At 68.6% G+C, this 21,511-nt stretch carries 19 protein-coding genes and 2 pseudogenes; 14 read left to right on the top strand and 7 right to left on the bottom strand.

All coding sequences use genetic code 11. The annotated features are described in order from the left end of the window. Positions 1 to 197: 197 nt before the first annotated feature. The 5 genes and pseudogenes from ABIC70_RS26235 to ABIC70_RS26255 form a co-directional block, all read left to right on the top strand. Positions 198 to 679 (top strand): annotated as a pseudogene (locus ABIC70_RS26235) (transposase); the annotation flags it as partial. Between the two features lie 216 nt (positions 680 to 895). After that, positions 896 to 1,198 carry a hypothetical protein gene (locus tag ABIC70_RS26240; protein ID WP_354441948.1) on the top strand — a complete coding sequence of 101 codons (303 nt, stop codon included), beginning with the start codon at positions 896 to 898 and terminating at the stop codon, positions 1,196 to 1,198. 36 nt (positions 1,199 to 1,234) lie between these two features. Further along, positions 1,235 to 1,900: a glycoside hydrolase family 19 protein gene (locus tag ABIC70_RS26245; protein WP_354441950.1), complete on the top strand. Its 666-nt coding sequence runs from the start codon at positions 1,235 to 1,237 to the stop codon at positions 1,898 to 1,900. Between the two features lie 2 nt (positions 1,901 to 1,902). Continuing rightward, entirely contained in the window at positions 1,903 to 2,313 is a 411-nt protein-coding gene (locus ABIC70_RS26250; RefSeq protein ID WP_354441952.1) for a 3TM-type holin, read from the top strand. Between the two features lie 94 nt (positions 2,314 to 2,407). After that, a complete protein-coding gene (locus ABIC70_RS26255; protein ID WP_043351545.1) occupies positions 2,408 to 2,746 on the top strand; it encodes a hypothetical protein in 339 nt (112 codons plus the stop codon). Positions 2,747 to 3,398: 652 nt separating this feature from the next. On the opposite strand, the gene ABIC70_RS26265 is transcribed toward ABIC70_RS26255, so the two are convergent. Together ABIC70_RS26265 and ABIC70_RS26270 are read right to left on the bottom strand one after the other, a co-directional pair. Then, complete coding sequence (locus ABIC70_RS26265) at positions 3,399 to 3,764, bottom strand: hypothetical protein (RefSeq protein ID WP_274925853.1); 366 nt, start codon at positions 3,762 to 3,764, stop codon at positions 3,399 to 3,401. A 634-nt stretch (positions 3,765 to 4,398) separates the two neighbouring features. Continuing rightward, positions 4,399 to 4,572 carry a hypothetical protein gene (locus ABIC70_RS26270; protein WP_164706411.1) on the bottom strand — a complete coding sequence of 58 codons (174 nt, stop codon included), beginning with the start codon at positions 4,570 to 4,572 and terminating at the stop codon, positions 4,399 to 4,401. A 310-nt stretch (positions 4,573 to 4,882) separates the two neighbouring features. Between ABIC70_RS26270 and ABIC70_RS26275 the strand changes: the two genes are divergently transcribed. Next, positions 4,883 to 5,017 (top strand): hypothetical protein, encoded by a 135-nt coding sequence (locus ABIC70_RS26275; protein WP_281375187.1) that lies wholly within the window; start codon positions 4,883 to 4,885, stop codon positions 5,015 to 5,017. Positions 5,018 to 5,020: 3 nt separating this feature from the next. On the opposite strand, the gene ABIC70_RS26280 is transcribed toward ABIC70_RS26275, so the two are convergent. Next, positions 5,021 to 5,272 (bottom strand): hypothetical protein, encoded by a 252-nt coding sequence (locus tag ABIC70_RS26280; protein ID WP_043755424.1) that lies wholly within the window; start codon positions 5,270 to 5,272, stop codon positions 5,021 to 5,023. 16 nt (positions 5,273 to 5,288) lie between these two features. After that, on the bottom strand, positions 5,289 to 5,615 hold the full coding sequence (locus ABIC70_RS28415; RefSeq protein ID WP_502916043.1) for a DUF6894 family protein: 327 nt from the start codon (positions 5,613 to 5,615) through the stop codon (positions 5,289 to 5,291). Positions 5,616 to 5,685: 70 nt separating this feature from the next. On the opposite strand from ABIC70_RS28415, the gene ABIC70_RS26290 reads away from it, so the two are divergent. The 6 genes from ABIC70_RS26290 (at position 5,686) to ABIC70_RS26315 (ending at position 15,835) form a co-directional block, all read left to right on the top strand. Continuing rightward, positions 5,686 to 5,880, top strand: coding sequence for a hypothetical protein (locus tag ABIC70_RS26290; protein ID WP_335645387.1), 195 nt, complete (start codon positions 5,686 to 5,688; stop codon positions 5,878 to 5,880). Continuing rightward, complete coding sequence (locus ABIC70_RS26295; protein ID WP_246410953.1) at positions 5,859 to 6,338, top strand: LexA family protein; 480 nt, start codon at positions 5,859 to 5,861, stop codon at positions 6,336 to 6,338. The genes ABIC70_RS26290 and ABIC70_RS26295 overlap by 22 nt, the downstream gene beginning before the upstream one ends. Next, positions 6,335 to 7,663, top strand: a complete 1,329-nt coding sequence (locus tag ABIC70_RS26300) for a Y-family DNA polymerase (protein ID WP_354441957.1) — start codon at positions 6,335 to 6,337, stop codon at positions 7,661 to 7,663. Before ABIC70_RS26295 ends, ABIC70_RS26300 begins: the two co-directional genes overlap by 4 nt. 173 nt (positions 7,664 to 7,836) lie before the next feature. Then, positions 7,837 to 8,502: a DUF2268 domain-containing putative Zn-dependent protease gene (locus ABIC70_RS26305; RefSeq protein WP_043384537.1), complete on the top strand. Its 666-nt coding sequence runs from the start codon at positions 7,837 to 7,839 to the stop codon at positions 8,500 to 8,502. Next, entirely contained in the window at positions 8,502 to 9,035 is a 534-nt protein-coding gene (locus ABIC70_RS26310; RefSeq protein WP_075381739.1) for a GrpB family protein, read from the top strand. The genes ABIC70_RS26305 and ABIC70_RS26310 overlap by 1 nt, the downstream gene beginning before the upstream one ends. 416 nt (positions 9,036 to 9,451) lie before the next feature. Next, entirely contained in the window at positions 9,452 to 15,835 is a 6,384-nt protein-coding gene (locus tag ABIC70_RS26315; protein ID WP_354441960.1) for an autotransporter outer membrane beta-barrel domain-containing protein, read from the top strand. 267 nt (positions 15,836 to 16,102) lie between these two features. Here the strand turns inward: ABIC70_RS26315 and ABIC70_RS26320 are convergent, their stop codons facing one another. Together ABIC70_RS26320 and ABIC70_RS26325 are read right to left on the bottom strand one after the other, a co-directional pair. Continuing rightward, positions 16,103 to 17,254 (bottom strand): epoxide hydrolase family protein, encoded by a 1,152-nt coding sequence (locus tag ABIC70_RS26320; protein WP_274925860.1) that lies wholly within the window; start codon positions 17,252 to 17,254, stop codon positions 16,103 to 16,105. 29 nt (positions 17,255 to 17,283) lie between these two features. After that, complete coding sequence (locus ABIC70_RS26325; RefSeq protein WP_210274681.1) at positions 17,284 to 18,180, bottom strand: NmrA family NAD(P)-binding protein; 897 nt, start codon at positions 18,178 to 18,180, stop codon at positions 17,284 to 17,286. Between the two features lie 103 nt (positions 18,181 to 18,283). On the opposite strand from ABIC70_RS26325, the gene ABIC70_RS26330 reads away from it, so the two are divergent. Beyond that, positions 18,284 to 19,168, top strand: coding sequence for a LysR family transcriptional regulator (locus tag ABIC70_RS26330; RefSeq protein ID WP_354441963.1), 885 nt, complete (start codon positions 18,284 to 18,286; stop codon positions 19,166 to 19,168). A 337-nt stretch (positions 19,169 to 19,505) separates the two neighbouring features. On the opposite strand, the gene atzD is transcribed toward ABIC70_RS26330, so the two are convergent. Further along, complete coding sequence (atzD, locus tag ABIC70_RS26335; RefSeq protein WP_354441965.1) at positions 19,506 to 20,612, bottom strand: cyanuric acid amidohydrolase; 1,107 nt, start codon at positions 20,610 to 20,612, stop codon at positions 19,506 to 19,508. 490 nt (positions 20,613 to 21,102) lie between these two features. On the opposite strand from atzD, the pseudogene ABIC70_RS26340 reads away from it, so the two are divergent. Continuing rightward, positions 21,103 to 21,511 (top strand): annotated as a pseudogene (locus ABIC70_RS26340) (hypothetical protein); the annotation flags it as partial.

The raw sequence follows: 21,511 nt of genomic DNA on the forward strand, positions 1-21,511 counted from the left end.
CGACGTCCGATGGCCGGGGAATGACCGGTTTGGGTGCCAAGCCGAACGTCCGGTTCTGTGCGCGCTGGCGATCCGGCGTGGCGTAGTCTGGCCGTAAGCGGCTGGTCCACTTTGGAGAAGCTTGCAGAGGATGATCCGCCCCCAATGAAGTGGTCCGCCCTGAGGTATGGCTTTCGGGCCAGTGCGAGGACGGACAGATGGGAACGAAGCGGCACAAGCCGGAGGACGTTGTCGCCGAGCTGCGGCAGATGGATGTGCTGGTCTCGCAGGGCCAGAGCGTCGGGGACGCGATCCGCACGACCGGCGTGACGGAGGTGACGTACTATCGCTGGCGCAAGGAGTACGGCGGCCTGAAGAGCGACCAGGTCCGGCGCATGAAGGACTTGGAGACCGAGAACCAGGGGCTCCGGAAAGTGATCGCGGATCTCAGGCTCGACACGCTGATCCTGCAGGAGGCTGTCCGGGGAAACTGACCAGCCCCGCGCGCCGACGCGCCTGCATTGAGCTTGTGATGGACGTCCTGTACGTCTCCGAGCGCCGCGCGTGCCGTGCGCTCGGTCAGCATCGTTCGACGCAGCGCAAGGTGCCGCGGGGCAGAGACGATGAGGCGGCGCTGACCGCCGATCTCGTGGAGCTGGCGCGCCGGTACGGGCGCTACGGCTACGAGAGCGTCCATGCACGCCAAACCCGCTCGCTGCGGTTTTGTCCCGCGCTCTAAGAGCCGGTCTCGTTCGCCCAGCTACGCCGGATCGCCGACGGCGACGACCTGCTGCGGCTCATGATCGAGACGCGGAAGGATCAAGCCGCGCGGATGAAGTAGGCCACCACCGCCTTCTTCGCCAAACCGGACAGCGTCCTCCCCTGGACCGACTGGCTGCGCATAGGCCTGGAGGACGTGCTCGTCCTCGACGCCTGGACCACCTTCAAGCAGCGCTCCCGCGCGGGCGACCTCCTGGCCCTGAAGCCGATCGACGGCGCCCCCATCAAGCCGATCCTCGGCGAGGACGGCCGCCTGCCGATGCCCTGGGTGCAGGGCGGCGAGATTGTCTGGCCCGAGGCCTACCAGCAGATCCTCAAGGGTCTCGGCCTGTCCTTCGGCGCCGGCATCGCGGTCGGCTTCTCCGGGGCGCAGGGCCGCACCGACGCCACCGCCCTCAAGGCCGCGAACAAGGCGGGCGTCAGCCTCGCCCTAACGTAGCCGCTTCCCCTCCACCCGGACCCTTGTGAGGCCGACATGACCGCTCCCCTCGTGCGGGCGACCTTCTTCGCGCGGCTGCGCGCGACGGGGTTGCTCGGCGCCACCCTCGCGCGGACCGAGGTCGACGGGCTGACCGGCCTCCTCGACGCCTGGGAGCGCCTGGGCTGGCCCGCCGATCTCCGCCACGTCGCCTACACCCTGGCCACCGCCTGGCACGAATGCCGGCTGAACCTGTCGATCCGCGAGGCCGGTCTCGGGCGCGGGCATCCCTACGGCGTGCCGGTGGACGGCCGGGTCTATTACGGCCGCGGCGCCAGCCAGCTCACTTGGCTCGACAATTACCGGCGGTTCGGCCGGCGGCTCGGCCTCGATCTCATCGGCGATCCGGACCTGGCGCTCGTGCCGGAGACGAGCGCGGCGATCCTGATCGTCGGCGCGCGCGACGGCCTGTTCCGCCCCGGCCATGCCCTCGCGCGCTACTTCGACGGCGGCACCGACGATCCGGAGGGTGCGCGGGCCATCGTCAACGGCGACGGCGCGCGGAACGGCGCGCGGATCGCGGGCCATCACGCCGTCTTCCTCGCCTGCCTCCGGGCGGCGTGCGCCGCCGCGCCGCCGCCGGCCGCCCCGCCGCCGCCATCGACCGCTTGGTGGCCGCGCCTGCGCGAAGCCGTCCGCCGCAACATGCAGAAGGGGGCCTGACCATGGGGTTCCTCGCCCTCCTGCCGGCGCTGCTCGGCGCGCTCGGTCCGATCCTCCAGAAGGTGCTGCCCGACGAAGGCCAGCGGCTCCAGGTCCAGCTGGAGTTGCAGAAGGCCCTGATCGAGCAGCAGGACGATCTCGGCCGGGCCATGGCCGAGGTGATGAAGGCCGATGCGGGATCCGAGAGCCCGCTCGCCCGCAACGCCCGGCCGATCACCGTGCTGTGGGCGCTGGCGATGATCACCTGGGTGGGCGTGGTGGCGCCGATGCTCGGCCTGCAGGTCGAGGTTGTGGCGGCGCTCAAGGGCGTGCCGGCGGAGCTGTGGTCTCTGCTCACCGTCGGGATCGGCGCCTACATGCTGGCCCGCTTGGTGGACAAGATCGTGCCGCAGGTGCTCGGGCCGAAGGGCTGAGCCTCGCGGCCGCGGGCGCACCCCGATGACGGACGAGACCCCGCCCCGGGCCCGGACGGCGCGACCGGGCCGCGGCGAGCGAAGGACCGGACCCATGGCCGACCATCTGCCCGAATGGATCGGGCGCCTGATCGAGCGCGTCGAGGCCACCGGCCGGCAGATGGATGCGCTCGGGGGCAAGCTCGACCGGATGGACGAGAAGCTGGAGGGCGTGGCCTACCGGCGCGACATCGAGCACTTCGTGGCGCGCGACGAGATCGAGCGGCGGATCGACAAGGCGGTGGACGGCGCAAAGGCGGAGGCCGCCAAGGGGCTGGCCGAGGTCGCCGGGCAAGTGCGGGATCTGCGCAAGATCGGCTGGGGGCTGGCCTCGGCGGCGCTGCTGGCCTTCGGGGGGATCGTGCTGGCGAAGATCGGGCTGGCGGGGCGGTGAGCCGGATCGGTGACCGGAACCGCGCCGCCATCACCGCGTCGAGCCGGCCTCCACATTCGCCAAGCGTAGACCCTCTCAAACCGCTCGGCTCCGATCGCGGCGGTTTTCTCGTACTGGTGGCCCGCCGCTTGCCTGAGCTCAGCTTCCTCCCAGGATCCACTCAGCCCCGCCGGCACCGCCGCGCGGGGCTTTTTCGAGCCCCCCTGGCTTCGTCAGTATCGAACTATCTCTCGAGCGAGCGCGTTTCTCAGCCTTCAGTGCAAAGGAAGGTTCTCATGCGCCATCGCGTTCTCGCAGCCGCCGCTGCTTTCAGCCTCCTCGCAGGCGGGGCCTCTGCGCAGGCTCCCGCGGCGACTCCCGTGGCGCCCTCCGCTCCTGGCACTTCGGGCGTGGTTGCGCCGCAGAACAGCACGACCGGTAGCACGGGCGCCGTGACGACTTCGCCGACCGGGCAGCCGGCCGACACGATGTCGAACAGCTCGTCCTCCGCCGGGAATGCCAATCAGCCAGAGCGCGCCGTTCCTCAGGGCGGCGGCGGTGGCGGCAGCAGCAGGTAGCCGCTCATCGCCATCATCTGCGTGCGTTTTCTTCAGCCCCGCCGGCATTGCCGCGCGGGGCGTTCTCACAGTCTGCTCTGCTCTTCGAATGCGCCCTAATTGCAGGTCAACTTCCGGCCCTCGGCCATCCCGACCTTGCGGTAGTGTTCCAGACCCGACTTGATCGCTCGGCCAATGACCGCTCGGCGCACGTCCGGATTGCAGCGCAGATACTCTTCCTCGTTGAACGCGTAGTCGCCACGCCCGCCCCGGGAGCCTCGGTCGTAATCCCGATCGTAATCGCGGCGGTCACGGTCGCCGTAGCCGCGATCTCCGTAGCCGCGATCTCCGTAGCCTCGGTCACGGGGCCCGTAGTCGCCGCGATCGTAGCCGTAATCGCGTCCGCCGTATGGCTGCGCGAGGGCCGGAGCGGCTCCGCTGAGTAGCGCCAGGCCAAGGACGGTCGCTGAGATCGCCTTCATGTCGTGCTCTCCGTTGTTGCGGGGCGTGAACGCTTTCAACGGTGGGTGGTTCGATTTGCCTGAGCGGATGCCGCTCCCTCGCTCTCCGACTCACTGCCGTCAGCGGGGCTTTCCTTTCCCTGCGTCCGGCCTGGCCTCGGTCCGAGGTTTGGCTGAACTTCCCCCCTTTCGGTGCCCGACCTGAGAAGCCCGCCCGGCGCGCCGGCGCGGGCTTTTTCGTGCGCGGAATCCCGGCGCGGGATTGGCCGGCAGCCGGCACGAGCACGGCTCGGTAACCGGTACTCGCCATCTTACCGCCGAGCCGCGTTGCGTATCGGCTCGGCTCACACGCTGGTGAGATCGGACGCTCCCCCGCCCCGTGAGCAGATCGGGGCGGGGCCGAGCGGGTCTCGCACCCGCAAACGCAGACGTTCACGTTGCCCCGGGCACCCTGGTTTCGGCCGGGGCGCCGCTCGCCGATTTAGGCGCGGGAACCGTGCCGCCGCGTGCGCGTAGACCAATCCCCAAGCGTAGACTCTCTCGAACCGCCCGGCTCCGGCCGCGGCGGTTTTTTCGTGTCCGGCGTCTGCCAGCCGGCCATATCCCTCGAATGCGCCGACCCCGCCGGCCCGCCGCACGGGGCTTTTTCTCGTGCTCAGACGATCACGGCCTCAGCCGTCATATCGGCGCGCGCCGTCTCGGGCAGCTCCTCGAAGCCGTGATAACCGGCGGCCTGGGCGGCGACTTCCAATGCCCGATCCGCTGTGTCGGCCTGTCCCGTCCAGAGGACCGCGCGCGTGCTGTTCTGCCTCACCTGGAAGATCGTCATGCTTACCTCCCGTGCCGTCGATCGTGCGTCGACTGGCAAAGGCAGGATCACCCGGACCTGTTCCGCCCGCAATAGGGTGTCGCCCTGTCCCTTCGGACATCTGCCCGCCGGGTTCGCCGGCGCGGGCTCTTTCGTGCTCGGAATCCCTGCGCGGGACCATCCTCCGGCCGACACCGAACGGCTCGGTAACCGCCGCCGGGCATCCAGCATCACGAGCCGCGTTGCGTATCGGCTCGGCTGGGCCGCGCCGCAGCTCTTCGGCGTCCATCCGGAGCACGGCGTCCTGCGCGTGACGTAGGCCGGCGCCCTGATGGTCAACGCTAGCCGGACCGTCGGCGTCGAGCCCAACCGGATCGTGTTCGACCGGTTCTCCGGCTGCCGGACCAAGCCGGGTCAGACCTGGGGCCCGCCGGTCCGGGAGTTCGCCGCCAAGCGGCGCGGCTGACGCTCAGCCCTGCAGGCTCTCGGCGAAGTCGTCCGGCACCTCGCCCCACTGGCCGAGGATCGTGACGCCCTCCAGCTCGCCGGTCTCGTCGTCGGCCACCACCTTCAGCGCCGCCGCACCCGGCATCCGCCTAGCCAGGGTCTCGGCCTTCTTCAGCGCGCCGCTCTCCGTCTGCGCCGGCTCCTGGCGGGCCGGGCGCAGGCGCTTGCGGTGGATCTCGAACGGCTGCACCACGAAGCTGGTCGTCATCGCCATGGTGCGGCTCCCGTCCTTACGCCGACTTGCCGCCGACCCGTACCGCAGTGAACGCGCGGAACAGCACGGGCCGGCCTGCGGCATCGCGCACGTCCACCGACCACACGGTCCAGTCCTCGCAGCCGACCCCGTCCATCAGGCCCAGCGCCACCCGGTCCGCGTGCTGCCGGATCTCGCGGATGCTCGACAGCCACCGCCCCTGCAGGTCGAACACGACATCACCGCCTCCCAGGCAGTGGAAGCGATAAAGCCTCCGCGGCATTGGCGTTTTCCCGACCTCTCCACACGTGCCCACTGCGATCTCCGCGGGATCCGACACGGCCATTGAACCACGCCCCACCATCGGGCTTTGTTCCCGATATGTTCTAGTCGAGGTTGTGATCCGGATGCATGCCCAACGGCACGAACCGCCTGTGGAGATCCGTCTGTCCGAGGCCGAGGTGATCGCCCTGGCCTATCACCGGGCCGCCTCCGGCGATGCCTGGGCCGCCCTCGTTCGGGCGGTGGAGGATGCGCTCACCGACCTGCGAGACGCCGAAGCGCGCGTGCTCGCCCAGGGCCGGCTGATCTCCCGCGGATACGCACGATGCCACGCCGGGACGGCCTGAGCCCCGTGCCGATCCACCCGATCGACGCGTTGCTGCTCGGGAGTCCCGACGCCGTCCGCGTGCCCCTGATCGGGCAGGCGCTGTGCGCCGGCTTCCCGTCGCCGGCCGACGATTTCCTGGAGGGCGCGCTGGAGCTGCCGCGCTGGCTCGTGCCGAACCCGCCCGCCACCTTCCTGTGGCGGATCAGTGGCTCGTCCATGGAGGGCGCCGGCATCTATGACCGCGACCTCGCCTGCGTCGACCGCAGCCTCACGGCCGGCCATGGCAGCATCGTCGTGGCGGCGGTCGACGGCCAGATGAGCTGCAAGCGCCTCGTGATCGACGGCAACACCGCCCGGCTCGCCTTCTGCAACCCGGACCTGCCGGCCTTCGCGGTCGAGGAACTCGGCGAGGGCGTGATCTGGGGCGTGGTGCGCTTCTCGATCCGCTGGCACGTCGCCCGCGGGCAGGTCTCGTGAGCACGCCGGAGGCGCGCCGGCGCGACCGGATCGGCGGCGGCCGCGCCGTGGCGCTGATCGACGGCAACAGCTTCTACTGCTCGTGCGAGCGGGTGTTCGACCCGAAGCTCGCCGCCGTGCCGGTGATCGTGCTCTCGAACAACGACGGCTGCGCCATCGCCCGGACCAGCGAGGCCAAGGCGCTCGGCATCAAGATGGGCGATCCGTTCTTCAAGATCCGCGACCTGTGCCGCGCCCAGGGCGTACGGGTGTTCTCGTCGAACTACACGCTCTACGGCGACATGTCGGGCCGGACCAACGCGGTCTACCGGCAGTTCAGCCCGCAGGTGGAGATCTACTCCATCGACGAGAGCTTCCTGAACCTCACCGACGTGGCGCCGGGCCTGCGGGTCGAGCTGGCGCGGGACCTGCGCACCACGGTGCGGGCCTGGACCGGGATCCCGACCTGCGTCGGCATCGGCCCGACCAAGACGCTGGCCAAGCTCGCCAACCACATCGCCAAGACCGTGCCGGATCTCGGCGGCGTCTGCGACCTGACCGACCCGACGGCCTACGCGCATTGGCTGTGCCGGATCGACGTCGGCGAGGTCTGGGGCATCGGCCGGGCCTCGCTCGCCAAGCTCCAGGCGATGGGCGTCGAGAGCGTCGCGGACCTGCGCGACCTCGACCCGCGGCCGGTGCGCAAGGGCCTGACCGTGGTGGGCGAGCGGATCATCTACGAATTGCGTGGTGCGGCCTGCCTGCCACTGGAGATGGTGCCGGCGCGGCGGAAGGGCTGCGCGGTGACGCGCTCGTTCTCCAGCCGAATCACCGAGCGGGCGGTGCTGGAGGAGGCGGTGGCGGCGCACGCGACGCGGCTCGGCGAGAAGCTGCGGCGCGAGGGTCTCGGCACCAACCATGTGACGATCTTCTACCACACGAGCGAGCACGACCGCGACGAGCCGATGCGCTCGATCTCGACCACAATGCGCTTGCCGGAGCACAGCTCGGACACGCTGGCGCTGATCAAGGCCGCGCGGCACGGGGTGGCGAAGACCTGGCGCGAGCCGGGCGAACGGCCGTGGCGGTACAGCAAGGCCGGGCTCGTGACGAACGACCTCGTGCCGCTGTCCCACAGCCCGCGGGCGCTGATCGGCGGGCTGGACCGGGAGCGGTCGGGCCCGCTCATGGCGGCGATGGACGCGTGCAACGCGCGCTGGGGCCGCGGCGCCGTGGTGCCGGCGCGCGCGGGGCTGGTGAGCCGGCGCGACTGGAACACGAAGTTCGAGATGCGCACGCCGCGCTACACGACGCAGGTCGGCGAGTTGCCGGTCGCCTACGTCTGAACCGCTCCTTGAGCACGCGGCCGAGTGCTTTGGGTGGATTTCTGCCGGTCCGCTGTCGGGCGACAATGGCGTGAAGCGGACGTCGCCGCCGCGCCCATCTCCAAGACGTAGGCGGGTTGTCCCGTCCTGCCACCAACGGCAGGATGAGGCTAAGGGGCCCGACGAGGTTCAGGATGACGTGGCGGCTACATTGGCTTGAGGCGTCCGGCGATCTGGATCCCTGGCGTAGCACCATCGCCGAAGAGGTCGAGATCGCTCGAAAGGCTATAGCGGGCGTCTTGCCGGTGTCGCCGCTCGACATTCTCGTGCAACGCCTGCCCGGCGCGGTGATCCCGGAGACTGGCACGACGGGACTGGCGATGCGACCTGGCCTGTTCTCCCTGACTATCGACCCCGACAACCCCAACTTCTCACGCGCGCTGCGTAATGGGGACCTGCGCCGGACTGTGGCGCACGAGGCCCACCACTGCTTGCGCATGGCTGGACCCGGCTACGGCTGGACGCTGGGTGAGGCCCTGGTGAGCGAGGGCTTGGCGGGGCAGTTCGTGAGCCGCCTGTTCACCTCGCAGCCCGAGCCGTGGGAATGTGCCGTCACCAACGAGGTGCTCGCGGCCAACTTGCCGGACAACGCGACGCTCGTCGGCAACGGGCACGACCACCGTGCGTGGTTCTTCGGCCTCGGGGGACGGTATCCGCGCTGGCTCGGCTACACCCTGGGCTACCATATCGTGGGCGATTGGCTGGAAGCAGGGGCCGACCTAAGCGGTGACGCATGGATCAACGTTCCCGCACATGTGGTCATCGACGCCGCGCGCGGGCGCACGTTGTTGAACATCTGATGCCGCCCCCATTCAAGGTCGAGTTGGCCGAACACAACCCCTGCTGGTCAGAAGCGGCTGAGGCGCAGGCCGCGATCCTGCGCATCGCGCTCAATCCAATCTTACTTGCCGTCCACCATATCGGATCGACCGCTATCCCAGGTCTGGCAGCAAAGCCCATTTTGGATCTCATGCCGGTCGTCGGCGACCTCCATGACCTGGATCGGCGCAGAAATGACCTCGAAGCAGTCGGCTTCGCATGGTGGGGCGAGTTCGGACTGCCGGGGCGGCGCTACGCGACGAAGGACGAGTGCCATTCTGGGCGGCGGCTCGTACAACTGCACTGCTTCGCCAAGGGATCTCCCGATATCGAGCGCCACCTCGTCTTTCGCGACTACCTTCGGAAGAGACCAGACCTCGTCGCATCCTATGCGCATGAGAAAGTCAGGTGCCGAGCGCTTCACCCCGAAAACTCTCACGCGTATGGCGCATGCAAGAGTGCATGGATCGACGCAGTCGAAGCTGCAGCCTTGGCTGATCGGCTGATTTCCTGAGTGACCAGCGGCCGCTTTGGAGAACCGCAAACGACGGTCCAAGTGCCCGGGTTGGGTCGCATGCGGAAGGTCCGCTTCCGGATGGAGAATCCAGTTCCGATCGCGATCCCAGCCAACCGTTCGAATAACGCGCGCGTATGAGATGAAGCTCAACGCGGTAGCAAATGGCCACTATCGACCCAGCCTCCCCGTTGATGTCAGACCGCGCCTTGTCCCTGCCCGGTCAGCAATTGATATTCGGAATTGTTCTCCATCATTGCGTCGATGTCGAATTGTACAGCCTTTAATCGATGGCCGCCCTGAAGATGTTCTGCCAGGCTTACGGGAATGGGTCTGTCGTAAAGATTTTGTTAACCATCTTTGAGGAAAACATTCGTCGAATTGGGCGGCCTCGATGACGGGCAATCCGTGCACCGATGACCCCAACCCTCTCGCTGAGGGCTGCGCAGATGTGCGGATCCGTGCGAGCAAAGAGCCTTTTCTCGATGCCGTCTCTGTCAGGTCAGCCATCTGTTGTGATTTGCCACGGGACGGTCCGTAGCCGCGAACGATTTCTGGTTACGGCCACCGCCACCCTGGCATTGATCGTCAGCTTCTCTGCGCACGCCGCCGAGCAATCCCAACCCCAAGTGGTCATCGGCGCAGATGGCCGGGATGGCAAAGTCGTCATCATTGGCCGGAACACTTCTGCCACGCCCGGCCAGGCTGGCGGCGATCTGACCTTGATCGATGTCGATACCGCAGCCGCCGGGCTTGATCCCGCCGTGACGCTCCAAATTGGCTCGAAGGGCGGACGCGGTGGACGAGGCGACGATTTTGGCCTCGGTTCGGTTTTCGGCGCCAACGGAGGCGCCGGCGGTGCCGTCTCGGTAACGTTGTTGGAGGACGTCGCCGGACTGGGCGACCAAGTCAGCAGCGGCGCTCGGCCGGAGTTCAAGCCCATTCCCCGGTTCCTCGTTTTTTCCCGGGGCGGGGATGGCGGATTCGCCCTCACGAACTTCGGCGGCGGCGGAGATGCCGGCCCAGTTGCGCTCACCGTTTCGTCCATGGTCTCGACCGTGGGGCAAGCCTTCCTTGGCGTGCGAGTGAGCGCCACCGGGGGAAATGCCGGCTCAGGCGGGGTTGCCGCCGACCAGACTGCGTTCCGGAAGGGCGGGACCGGCGGGTCGGCCTCGCTCGTCGTGACGCCGTCCGGGCAGGTGAGCACCGACGGTGCCGGTGCTACTGCGGCGATCGTCGAGTCCATCGGCGGCGCGGGCGGCAACCGCGGAACAGGAACCGCCTACAGCAAACCCGAGGTGACGCAGGGCGGCATCGGTGGCCCTGCGCGCCTCGACATGGCCGGCACGATCAGGACGGCTGGCGACTATGCCTTCGGCGCCCTCGTCCAGAGCATCGGCGGTCGAGGCGGAAGCCAGGGCGATGCAGGTGGACGGGATGGAGCCCGAGGCGGCGACGGCGGCACCGTCACGGTGATCCAGCGCGGCACCGTGGTCACGCAGGGCGATTATGCCCTGGGCATCGTTGCGCAGTCGGTCGGCGGCCCCGGCGGCAGGGGCGGCGACGGCATCTTCGGCGGCGGCAAGGGTGGGGATGCCGCCACGGGCGGATCGGTGACATTGACCAACAGCGGCACCGTGACGACCGGCGGTACCGGGGCGATCGGTCTGGTCGCGCAGAGCATCGGTGGCGGCAGCGCCGACACGGCCCTGCCCCTCTCGCCCCTGGCCGTGAGGTCCGAGGCAAATGGCGGCGGTGCCGGGGGCAGGACGCTGTGGTTCTCCACCGGCGGTACCGGCGGCACCGGGGGGAGAGGCGCCACCGCCGAGATCGTCGATGCCGGCGGCAGGATCGTGACCGCGGGTGACGCTGCATACGGCGCCCTCGTCCAGAGCATCGGCGGCAGCGGCGGCATCGGCGGCGACGCGTTCACGGCGAATGCCTTCTTCTCTGTCGGCCTGGGCGGCAGCGGCGGCGGCGGCGGCGATGGCGGCCTCGCCCGCTTCACGGGCGTCGGCGGTACGGTCGAGACCGGCGGTGACGGCGCGACGGCCGTGCTGGTTCAGAGCATCGGCGGCGGCGGCGGTGCCGGCGGCGAGGCCAGGACCAAGGCGGTGGGTGTAGGGCTTTCGGCGTCGTGGGCGATCGGCGGGAGCGGAGGCCGAGGCGGACAGGGCGGCTCCGCCGTCATCGAGAGCGGCAGCACGGTCACGACCGTCGGCCTCGGCGCGGACGGCCTCGCGGCGCTCAGCATCGGCGGCGGCGGCGGCGTGGGCGGCCTGGCCAACGCGCAAGCGATCACGGCACCCCTCGTGACCCCGACCGGCAAGGCGCTGCCGAGCTTCGCGTTCTCCACCGCGATCGGCGGTTCGGGAGGGGATGGTGGCGCGGGCGGCGCAGCGCGTGTCGCCAACACCGGCCTCGTTACCACTTACGGCGATGGGGCGACCGGCCTCCTCGCCCTCAGCGTTGGCGGCGGCGGCGGAATCGGCGGCAACGCGACGGCCTACGCGCTGGCCGTCGCACCGCCGCAGCAGATGGCTGTGGCTGCCACCACGATCCTCGGCGGCACGGGCGGCGGCGGCGGCAACGGCGGCAGCGCTACCATCACCAATCGCGGGACCGTGCGGACCTCCGGCGACGGCGCGTCCGGCATCGAGGCCCTGAGCATCGGTGGCGGCGGCGGAACCGGCGGTGGCGCGACCGCGACGAGCAACACCTTGAGCCTGCGCCAGAACATCGCCATCACCCGGGGCATCGGCGGGAAGAACCGCGATCGGAGCGGTGGGGAGGGTGGAGGCGGTGGTACCGGCGGCGACGTGACCGTCACTCAGACGGGTCGCGTCATGACCGGAGGCGACGCCGCGATCGGCGTCCTCGCGCTGAGCGTCGGCGGCGGCGGTGGTAATGCCGGGCCGGCCTCGGCAGTCGCGACGTCCGGAGTCTCCTTCGACAAGACCCTCAACGAAGTTCTCGGCAAGCTCCCGATCGCCGACACCCTGTCGGTGAGCGATACCGTTGGCGGCTCAGGCGGCGTCGGCAACCGCGGCGGTACCGTCCAGGTCACGAACGAAGGCACGGTCTTGACCGGCGGTTCGAACGCGACCGGCATCCAGGCCCAGAGCATCGGCGGCGGCGGCGGCAACGGCGGCGAGGTGTCGGGTGCCGCCACGGGTACGTTCAAAATCACCCGACAGCTTGGCGGATCCGGCGGGACCGGTAGCACGGGCGGCCCAGTGGCTGTCGTCAACGCCGCGACCGGCACGGTCGCGACCTCGGGTGACGGCGCACACGGGATCCTTGCCCAGAGCATCGGCGGCGGCGGCGGTACGGGGGGCAGCCTCGCGGCCGGAACGGATGTCGCGCCTGACGCCGTCGGGGAGATCTGGCAGCAGATCAAGCAGGCGATCGGCGTCGAAGCGTATCAGAAGTGGGCCGCCGACAAAAATAACAAGGACGACAAGAAATCGCTTGAACAATTCCTCAAGGACATCAAGGCCAGCGACACCTACAAGGGGCTCGCTGACAAGCTGAAGAAATCGGATTTCGGCAAGTCGCTGAAATCCTACTCGACCGGCATCTCAAACTACCTGGACACACAGAAGAAGACCGGGACCAAGCTGCCCAATATCTCGGCAACTTTGGCTCTCGGCGGCGACGGGGCAAGCGGAGGCTCCGGTGGCGAGGTCAACGTCAAGAACGAGGGGACGATCACGACCCTTGGAGCCTCCGCTCACGGGATCATGGCGCAGAGCATCGGCGGCGGCGGCGGCCAGGGCGGCGTTTCGTTCGCACAGGCCACCAATGCGACCAACATCGCGGCGACCGTCGGCGGCTCGGGCGGCACGGGCAATACTGGCGGTCCCGTCGGGATCCTCAACCTCGGTACGGTCGCTACAGAGGGCAATGCAGCCTACGGCCTCTACGCGCAGAGCATCGGCGGCGGCGGCGGGACCGGTGTCGGCGCCAGCGTCGACAGCCAAGTCAACAAGGGTTTGACACTCAATCTGAACGTCGGCGGCCGCGGCGGTGTCGGCGCGCATGGCGGCGACGTCACGATCGAAAACCGCGGCACCGTCGCGACGGCCGGGATCGAGGCGCATGCCGTTGTCGCTCAGAGCATCGGCGGCGGCGGCGGCAGCTTCGCCGCACCGGCTGGCGACGACGCGGCTGACGATGGCACGACCAAGGACGGCTCCGGGAGCGACGCCAAGAGTGGCGCCAAGGATGACACGAAGAGCGATGCCAAGGCGCTGACGGATGCGCTGCTCGCAGCGCTCGACATCGTACAGATCGCACCGCCGGAGGATCCTGCCTCCGTCTCGGCCAAGTCCGGCAGCCTGACGCTCGGCGGCTCCGGAGCCATGGCGGGCAATGGCGGCACCGTGCGGATCGTTCAGGACGGCACGGTCGCCACGAGCGGCTTCGGCGCGGTCGGCATCCTGGCCCAGAGCATCGGCGGCGGCGGCGGGCTCGCCTCCGTGGCGGCGGGACCGGGCGGCCATAAATATACGTTCGGGCTGGGCGGCACGGGCGGTGCCGCTGGCGATGGCGGTTCGATCCAGGTCAGGATGGGGGCGAGCGCGCAGATCCTGACCACCGGCGACGCGGCACCGGCCCTGCTCTTGCAGTCGATCGGCGGTGGCGGCGGCTACGGCGGCGCCCATCAGGCCATGGGCTACGCGATCCCCTACGGACTGGCGGACGGCAGTAGCGGCTCCGGCGGTGCGATCAGGGTCAGCCTGGAGCAGGGCTCCGTCATCCGCACCGCGGGCACGCAATCCCACGGCATCGTCGCTCAGAGCCTCGGCGGAGGTGGCGGGCTCCTCGTCGGCCTGTCCGGCGAGACGGCGATGCAGCCCGTGCGAAGCCGCGCCGTAACCGGGAGCGGCGGCGATATCTCCATCGAGTCGGCCGGGTCGATCATCGCGTCCGGCCTGGACGCCCACGCGATCCTGGCACAATCCGGCGTCCAGCGGACCGATGGTAGCCTCGAGCCCGATCCGAGCCGCAGCGGCAAGATCGTCATCCGGGTCAGCGGCCTCGTCACTGGCGGCAGCGGCGCGGGCGCGGCGATGCGCGTCGAGGGTGGGCACGACAATAGGATCGCCATCGAGGAGGGCGCCGTGGTCAGCGCCGCCTCGGGCCGGGCGATCGTCGGCGCGTTCACCACCGGCACGATCACCAATCGCGGTACGCTGATCGGCGATGTCGACCTCACAGGCGGAGGGCAGACGGGTCGCGTCCTGTTCGACAACGGATTCGACGGCGCAGCTTCGGCGATCCTGCGCACCGGTCTTGACGGTGTCATCGCCCTGGGAGATGGCGGCCGCCTGCGCAACGGCGCCATCCTCGACATCGGCGGGGTCGGCAAAGTCGCCCGGGCGACGATAACCGGCAATTTCGAGCAGACCGAGTCCGGGCGCCTGTTGGTCGATATCGCACCGCTGGCGACAGATCCCGCCTTGCGGAACGATCTTCTGACCGTCACCGGCACTGCCTCCCTGAGGGGCGTGGTCGAGCCGCACGTGATCGATGGTCTCTCGCCCGGCCGCTACACTTTCCTCAGGGCCGGCCAAGTGGAGAACGTCGGCGCCAGCGCCACCGGAAGCAGCATCAACTCGGGGGCCATCCCAATCTCCTGGACGATCGTCTCGACGGGGAACAGCATCGCGCTGGTGCCGCAGGCTCATTTCACGGCGCCGGTCGGCGTGACCCTGACCGAGGACCAGCGCAGCGTGGCGCAAGGCCTGCAGGATGCCTGGGATGGAAACACGACGAAGCTGGGCACGCTCTACGGACGCTTCCTCTCCGTCGACAGCTCGAAGGCCTATGCCGCCGCCCTGGACGAGTTGAAGCCAGAATCCAACCAGGACAACCTGACCGACCGGACGCTCGATACCCGCAAGGGTCTCCAGCGCGCCATGAGTTGCCCGGCGTTCACGGGAACCGGTACGCTCCTGCGTGAGGGTGAATGCGTCTGGGGGCGCATCACCAGCGCTCACACGACCCAATCCGCCACCGCGGACGACGTTGGCTACCGTCAGACCGCCCTCAGCTACCAAAGCGGACTTCAGACCGAGTTCGCCCCGGACTGGTTCTTCGGCCTCACGGGCGCCTACACACGGGCGATCCAGAGCGACCCCGACCGGATCACCGGGACGACGAGCGATGCCGCCGATGTCTCTGCGGCGCTCAAGCACCAGATTGGCCCCTGGCTGCTCGCGGCTTCGGCCAATCTTGGTTATTCCTGGGCCGACAACAAACGCCTGATCGATTTTGGTGGCGCTACCGCCACGGCGCGCAGCAAGTCCGGGATCCTCACCGCGGGCGGTCGGCTGCGGGCGAGCTACCAAGTCTTGTTCGGCGACTGGTATCTCAAGCCCTACGCGGATCTGGACCTGCTCTACAGCTACAGCCCCGCCTATTCCGAGACCGGGGCGCCGGGCTTCAACCTCGACATGCGGCCGGTGGCCAAGACGCTGGTGGCATTCAGCCCGATGATGGAGATCGGCGGCCGGATCGACCTCGACGGGGGGCGCTGGGTCCGCCCCTACGGCACCCTTGGCGTGACACTCCTGTCGGACGACCATTTCACCGGTAAGGCGAGCTTTAACGGGACCGGCGCGCTGGGCCTGTTCGCTACAGAATCATCGATCCCCGATCGCCTCGGCGAAGTGGGGCTGGGTTTTCAGGTCAGCCTCGGTGGCGGCATCGAGGTGACCGGCGAGTATCAAGGTCAAGTCGGAGACCACTTCCTCTCGCATGCGGGGACTGCTCGGATGCAGCTGCGCTTCTGAGAAAGGCTGCTGCCGACCTCACCAACACCGATCGCGGTCGATTGGATGCCGTGGGGCATCTACTTCCTACATTTTCGTCCAAAACGGACCGTCTCCAAACGACCCATATCGACCGTCCCGACAGCCGTTGCTACGTCCCGAAAGCGGTCCTTCTCGGTGCTGGGCGACGCAAGTTCGAAGCGGACAGAGATCGGACGCATCAGACGGGGATGCGGACGTGCACTGGACCACGATGATGACCTCGCGTGGAGGCCGAGCCACCTGGAACTATCCGACCTTCGCGAACGTCGCGCGCACATCTGCGACCAAGGCCGAAGGGTTCTCCATCGCCGCGAAATGTCCGCCCCTTGGGGGCCGGTTGTAATGACGCAGGTCCACGAAACGCTTTTCCGCCCAGCGCCGTGACAGCCGCATCACCTCACCGGGGAACACACTGACGCCGGCTGGCAGCGGCATGGGTTCGCTCGGCATACCCGCTTGGCCTTGCGCGTTGTCCCAATAGAACCGCGCCGAGCTGGCTCCGGCGTTCGGCAGCCAGTAGAGCATGATGTCGTCGAGCATGTGGTCCAGCGGGATCACGCGCTCGGGCTCGCCGCCGCTGTCGGTCACGTCCTGAAACAGCGCGTAGATCCAGGCCGCCAGCCCCACCGGCGAGTCCGCCAGCGCAAATCCGACCGACTGCGGACGCGTGTTCTGCAGCTTCATGTAACCCGACTGCACCCGGTCGTATCGCGCCATGCCGGACAGCATCGCCTGCTCCTCCGGCGTCGCGTCCGCGATCTCGTCCTCGGTCGGCTGGAACATGACCATATTCAGGTGGATGCCGGTGAGGCCGGGCGCGCGCATGTGCGCCAGCACCGTCACCACGGCCGCACCCCAATCGCCGCCCTGGGCGAACCACCGGTCGCCATAGCCCAGCCTCTGCATCAGCTCGACATAGGCGCCAGCGACGCGGCCGACGTTCCAACCTGGCCCGGTCGGCTTGTCGGAGAATCCGAACCCCGGCATCGACGGGATCACGAGGTGGAACGCACACCGCGGATTTCCGCCATGCGCCGCAGGGTCGGTCAGCGGCCCGATCACGTCGCGGAACTCCAGGATCGAGCCTGGCCAGCCATGCGCCAGCAAGAGCGGTTGGGCATCGGGCTCGGGCGAGCGGACATGCAGGAAGTGGATGCCGAGGCCGTCGATAACGGTGCGGCTGCTGCCCCAGCCGTTGATGAGGGCTTCTGCCACCCGCCAATCGTAGCCATCGTGCCAGCGGCCGACCAGACGGCGGATGGCGTGCACGGTCGGACCTTGGCTCCCGTCGGTGACGGTGCCGGCATCGGGCCAGCGGGTGCGGGCGAGGCGGTCGGACAGGTCGGTCAGGTCGGCGTCGGCGACCCGGATCGGGAAGGGAGTGATAGCGTCGGTCATGGCATGGCTTTCCCTTGGCGGGTCGATGCTCAGCGGATCGTGGGGGCGAGGACGGCTGCGGCGCTGGTCCAATCGGTCTTGCCGTAGCGGGCGTTGTCGAAGCCGTGCAGCTTGCCGCGTCCGGTCGACATGTCGCGCAGGTATTGCATCCCCTGCCACGCCGGGAACGGCGCGTCGGTCTCCGGGGTCAGCGCGCGCGCGACGGCTATGATCGCGCTCAGGCGACCGATGCCGCCGGCGCGCAGCAGCCGCCAGCGCCGGCCTTCCAGGCTGGTCAGCAGCTCGGCCAGCCCGCGCGGGCTGATCTGATCGCCCGAGATGCGCAGATGGCGGGGCGCGGCAGGGTCGAGCGCCGCGTCCGCGGTGTAGGCGGCGACGTCGTCCTTGGCGGTGAAGTCGAACACCTGGTCGGCATCGCCCCAGAAGAGGACGCGGCGAAAGCGGTGCAGCACGATAGGAGCCTGACCCTCAAGGAGGTCGGCGAACGGCCCGTTGAGTATCGAGGTCGCACGGATCCGTGCCGCATCGAGGCGGGCCGCGAATTGGCGTCGCAGGTCCATGTTGCGATTGTCGCCCGGCCGGGTTGTCAGATAGTCCAGGCAGAAGTCGGACGGGATGAAGCGCGGCACGCCGGCTGCCACCGCCGCGTCGAGCAGTTGCCCTTGCGTGTCGAGGATCACCGGCGCGGTACCGTTCAGCGCAGACACGACGCACGCGGCGCCGGAGACGGCGTGAGTCAGCGCAACACCGTTTCCGAAATCCACGGAGACTTGCTCGACGTTGCCGCGGGCCAGCTCATCGGCCGGCCGGCGCACCAGCGCCCGTACCGGCCTACCCTTGGCCGTCAGTGCCTTGACGATCCGGGTGCCGAGATCGCCGGTGGCTCCTGCCACGACCACCAAGTGCTGGGTCTGCGCGCCATCCACCACTCATTCCTCCATCCGCTCGCCGATCAGGTGAATAGGCGTTGCGCTCTCCTGCGATTAGCTGGGCGAGATGGGACAGGGTGTTGCAAAAGGTGGAACGACAATGCAGCTCTCCGACCTGCGCGCGTTCGTGCGCATCACCGACCTGATGAGCGTGTCGGCCGCGGCGCGCGCGCTCGGCCTGCCGAAGTCGGGGGTCAGCCGCGCGCTCGCACGGCTGGAGCGCGATCTCGGCGTGGTGCTGATGGACCGCTCGACGCGGCATTTGCGGCTGACCGACGCCGGCACGCTGTTTCGGCCGCACGCGCTCCGCATCCTGGCCGACGTGGACGAGGCAGGCACGGCACTCGAAGGGCTGGGTGGCGTTCCGGCCGGTACGCTGCGGGTCAGCCTGCCTTTCACGGTCGCGACCGCACTGGTCGCTCCCATGCTGCCGGGGTTCATGGCCGCCTATCCCCAGGTCCGCGTGATGCTGGCGGTCGAGAACCGCTTCGTCGACATGCCGGCCGAGACGGCCGACCTGCTGATCCGGGTGGGACCGCTCGTAGACAGCGACCTGATCGCCCGCCGGCTGCTGGTCTCGGAGGCATGGCTCTGCGCCAGCCCCGGCTACCTCGCGGCGCGCGGGACGCCCGCTCACGCCGCGGACCTCACCGACCACACGCTGATCGGATACGGAGACCGGGCCATGGCCTACAAGGACAATGCGACCGGCGACGCCAGACGCATCGAGCTGTCGCCGGCCGTTGCCATCTCCGACTCCGCGGCTCTGCTGCCAGTGGTACTGGGCGGCGCCGGCATCGCGTACCTGCCCGATTTCCTTGCGAGGCCGTACGTCGCGGACGGCCGGCTGGTTCGGCTATGGCCCACCGCCGAGGGCATCGAGACCGTGATTCACGCGATCTACCCGAGCCACCGCAGCTTGTCGGCCAAGGTGCGAGTCTTCATCGACGCGCTGGTTGCCAGCTTCGATGGATTGCAGCGTTAGCGCTAAGTCGAAGCTGCAATCCGGCACAGGGTTTGCCGTCTTCCCGGGCACCCTCCCGGCTGATCGCCGATCCAGTCATTGCGCGTCTCACGGCATCGTCACAGTTGGATTGAGTGAATGTGTTGCCTTCCGATTCTCAATGTTTTCGGGACGGCAACATCGCCCATCAACGTCAGCTTTCGATGCGTCCTTGCCCTGAAGCCGAAGGACTGCCGTCCACCGATCGAAGGCACTCGGAGGCGCGTTGGCGCCGCGGGAGCTGGCCGAGGGCTACCAGCTTGCTTTGGCGAACGGCCCTCGGCAGAGCGGACGCACTTCTGCGGCCCCGCGCACGGCTTCAGTCCCTCACGCGGGCGATGACCGCTACCGGCCCGCCGCCATCCGGCCCCTGATGCTCAGCGCCGCCGGAGACGAACAGGTCCGTCCGGCCGATCGACGCGGCGGCCACGCCGCCGACCAAGGCGCGGGCGTGCCGGGTGGCGTTGATATCGCTGTCGTCGTTCATGATGTGGCGCCGTCCCCGGATCAGGCCGTCATGGGAGGGCTCGGCCTTGGCGAGCAGGGCGATCACGCGCTCCGACTCATGAGGCGGCAACTGCCCCGCTTCCAGGAAGCCGAGGTCTGTGAGCACCCCCCGAATCGCGGGCAGGTCGATGCCGTCGTCCATGACCCGGTGGGCGATGGCGAGCGGGCCGGTCCAGCCCTGGGAGTTGCCGAGCACGATGATCTCGTTGCGCATCAGCTCGATCCCCGCCGAGCAGCTGGCGCGGCCGGAGAAAAGATCGCGTCGGGTGCCGATGGCGGAATCCGTGAGATGTTCGCGGTCGACCTCACCGAGGGCGAGGGCGATGCCGAGCGCCGAGGCGCCGCGGGATAAGCCCATCGAGGCGTAGGTGTCGTGTGTGACAACGCCGTGGCCCCGGGCGGCCGCCTCGGCGATCCGAGCGCTCGTCAGGAGCGGGCACTTCACCTGCACGAAATGCACGTCGGCGGGATCGGTGAGCCCCGCCTCTGCCATGGCCCGGCCGACCGCCGCCGCAGTCGCCTCGACCTGCGCCATCCGGCCGATCGCCTCTGCCCGGAACTCCTGCGTGAAGGCCGTGCCGATGGCGAGCGCCTTGCCCTCCGGCACCGCGGGGCCTTCACGCCGGGCGAGGACGAGGAAGTGCGGCGACAGCCCGCCTTCGGTGCCGCCGGACATGACGAGGGCGATCCGCGCTCCGACCTCCGCCGCCGTGCAGCCGAGGGCGGTGGCGAGCGCCGTCTCCAGGGCCATCACCGCAAGCTGTCGGGTGAAGTCATTCACGCAGCCGTTGCCCTCGGTCTTGCCGAAGATCGCGACGATCTCGGTCACGTCCACCGCCCCGGAAGCGACGAGGCCCATCACCTCGGAGACGTCGGCGGGATGCTGCGCGGGCACGCGGAAGACGAGGCATTCGGGCATGGGGGAACCGGGGTGGAAAAAAGGGGCGCCGCCCTTCCATCGGGGCAAACCCATCGTCCGTCCGCGCGCCCAGCGACGACAGGGACCGGCACGATCGGGTGGCCAGCCGGGGCAAGCACAGACCGGACCATCTTCGGAGAATCCCTGCGCCTTCTATCGCCCGGGCGGAGCAAGTCGTCGATCGGCTCCCGACTCCGAACCAGCACATTGGCCCAATCTGCGGTAGAAGCAGACCGTCTCCAGACCACTCCCTACCGCCGTTCCGGTAGCGACCCAACCCGGTCACTCAACCGGCCGAGATAAATTCCCATACGCGGACGCAGCTGGGTGCGACTTCCCGTTCACAGAATGGCGGCGCTATGGACACCATTTCTGAAGATTGTATACGATCGTCATAGATATCAGCTGAGGTGTTGTGTCCAGGTGACGACGACCATTCAACGTCGGTGATGGCACATGCCTCAGCGGGCGGTGAGCACAAGACCTGTCGATGCATCTTCTTCATTCTACAGCTACGCTGCCGCCTGCGAACAGGTTCAAGGTCTGGCGCGATCTGCTGGCGGACCGATACGGAGAGTTCGAGTTTACCCGCCTTGGTGACCGGCCGTTCACGAGCAAGGTCGAGGCGACGAAGATCGGGTCCTTGCCGATCGCGCGTTTCACGCAAAGTGCAGCAGAGCAAACAAGCCGAAGGCGCCCGTCGAGCCACGCCCCTGACTCGGTGCTGGCACTCTTCAAGCTGGCCGGAACGACGTCGGGAACCATGCAGGAAGACCGAGCGGCCGTTCAACGCCCCGGCGATCTTGACCTTGCCCCCTGGTCTGCCCTCATTCTGAAGCTAGAGTCCGTCGATCAGGAGACGGACGATGAAGAAGAGCCGGTTCAGCGAAGAGCAGATC

This window comes from Methylobacterium sp. 1973 (assembly GCF_040545035.1).
In the GTDB taxonomy this organism is placed as follows: Bacteria; Pseudomonadota; Alphaproteobacteria; order Rhizobiales; family Beijerinckiaceae; genus Methylobacterium; species Methylobacterium fujisawaense.

Excerpts from the sequence above, each read along its gene's own strand:
- ABIC70_RS26265 (WP_274925853.1), bottom strand. The coding sequence starts at position 3,764 with ATGAAGGCGATCTCAGCGACCGTCCTTGGCCTGGCGCTACTCAGCGGA.
- ABIC70_RS26255 (WP_043351545.1), top strand. The coding sequence starts at position 2,408 with ATGGCCGACCATCTGCCCGAATGGATCGGGCGCCTGATCGAGCGCGTC.
- ABIC70_RS26305 (WP_043384537.1), top strand. The coding sequence starts at position 7,837 with ATGACGTGGCGGCTACATTGGCTTGAGGCGTCCGGCGATCTGGATCCC.
- ABIC70_RS28415 (WP_502916043.1), bottom strand. The coding sequence starts at position 5,615 with ATGGTGGGGCGTGGTTCAATGGCCGTGTCGGATCCCGCGGAGATCGCA.
- ABIC70_RS26245 (WP_354441950.1), top strand. The coding sequence starts at position 1,235 with ATGACCGCTCCCCTCGTGCGGGCGACCTTCTTCGCGCGGCTGCGCGCG.
- ABIC70_RS26280 (WP_043755424.1), bottom strand. The coding sequence starts at position 5,272 with ATGGCGATGACGACCAGCTTCGTGGTGCAGCCGTTCGAGATCCACCGC.
- ABIC70_RS26315 (WP_354441960.1), top strand. The coding sequence starts at position 9,452 with ATGACCCCAACCCTCTCGCTGAGGGCTGCGCAGATGTGCGGATCCGTG.
- ABIC70_RS26330 (WP_354441963.1), top strand. The coding sequence starts at position 18,284 with ATGCAGCTCTCCGACCTGCGCGCGTTCGTGCGCATCACCGACCTGATG.
- atzD (WP_354441965.1), bottom strand. The coding sequence starts at position 20,612 with ATGCCCGAATGCCTCGTCTTCCGCGTGCCCGCGCAGCATCCCGCCGAC.
- ABIC70_RS26320 (WP_274925860.1), bottom strand. The coding sequence starts at position 17,254 with ATGACCGACGCTATCACTCCCTTCCCGATCCGGGTCGCCGACGCCGAC.
- ABIC70_RS26270 (WP_164706411.1), bottom strand. The coding sequence starts at position 4,572 with ATGACGATCTTCCAGGTGAGGCAGAACAGCACGCGCGCGGTCCTCTGG.
- ABIC70_RS26295 (WP_246410953.1), top strand. The coding sequence starts at position 5,859 with ATGCCACGCCGGGACGGCCTGAGCCCCGTGCCGATCCACCCGATCGAC.
- ABIC70_RS26250 (WP_354441952.1), top strand. The coding sequence starts at position 1,903 with ATGGGGTTCCTCGCCCTCCTGCCGGCGCTGCTCGGCGCGCTCGGTCCG.
- ABIC70_RS26275 (WP_281375187.1), top strand. The coding sequence starts at position 4,883 with ATGGTCAACGCTAGCCGGACCGTCGGCGTCGAGCCCAACCGGATCGTG.
- ABIC70_RS26310 (WP_075381739.1), top strand. The coding sequence starts at position 8,502 with ATGCCGCCCCCATTCAAGGTCGAGTTGGCCGAACACAACCCCTGCTGG.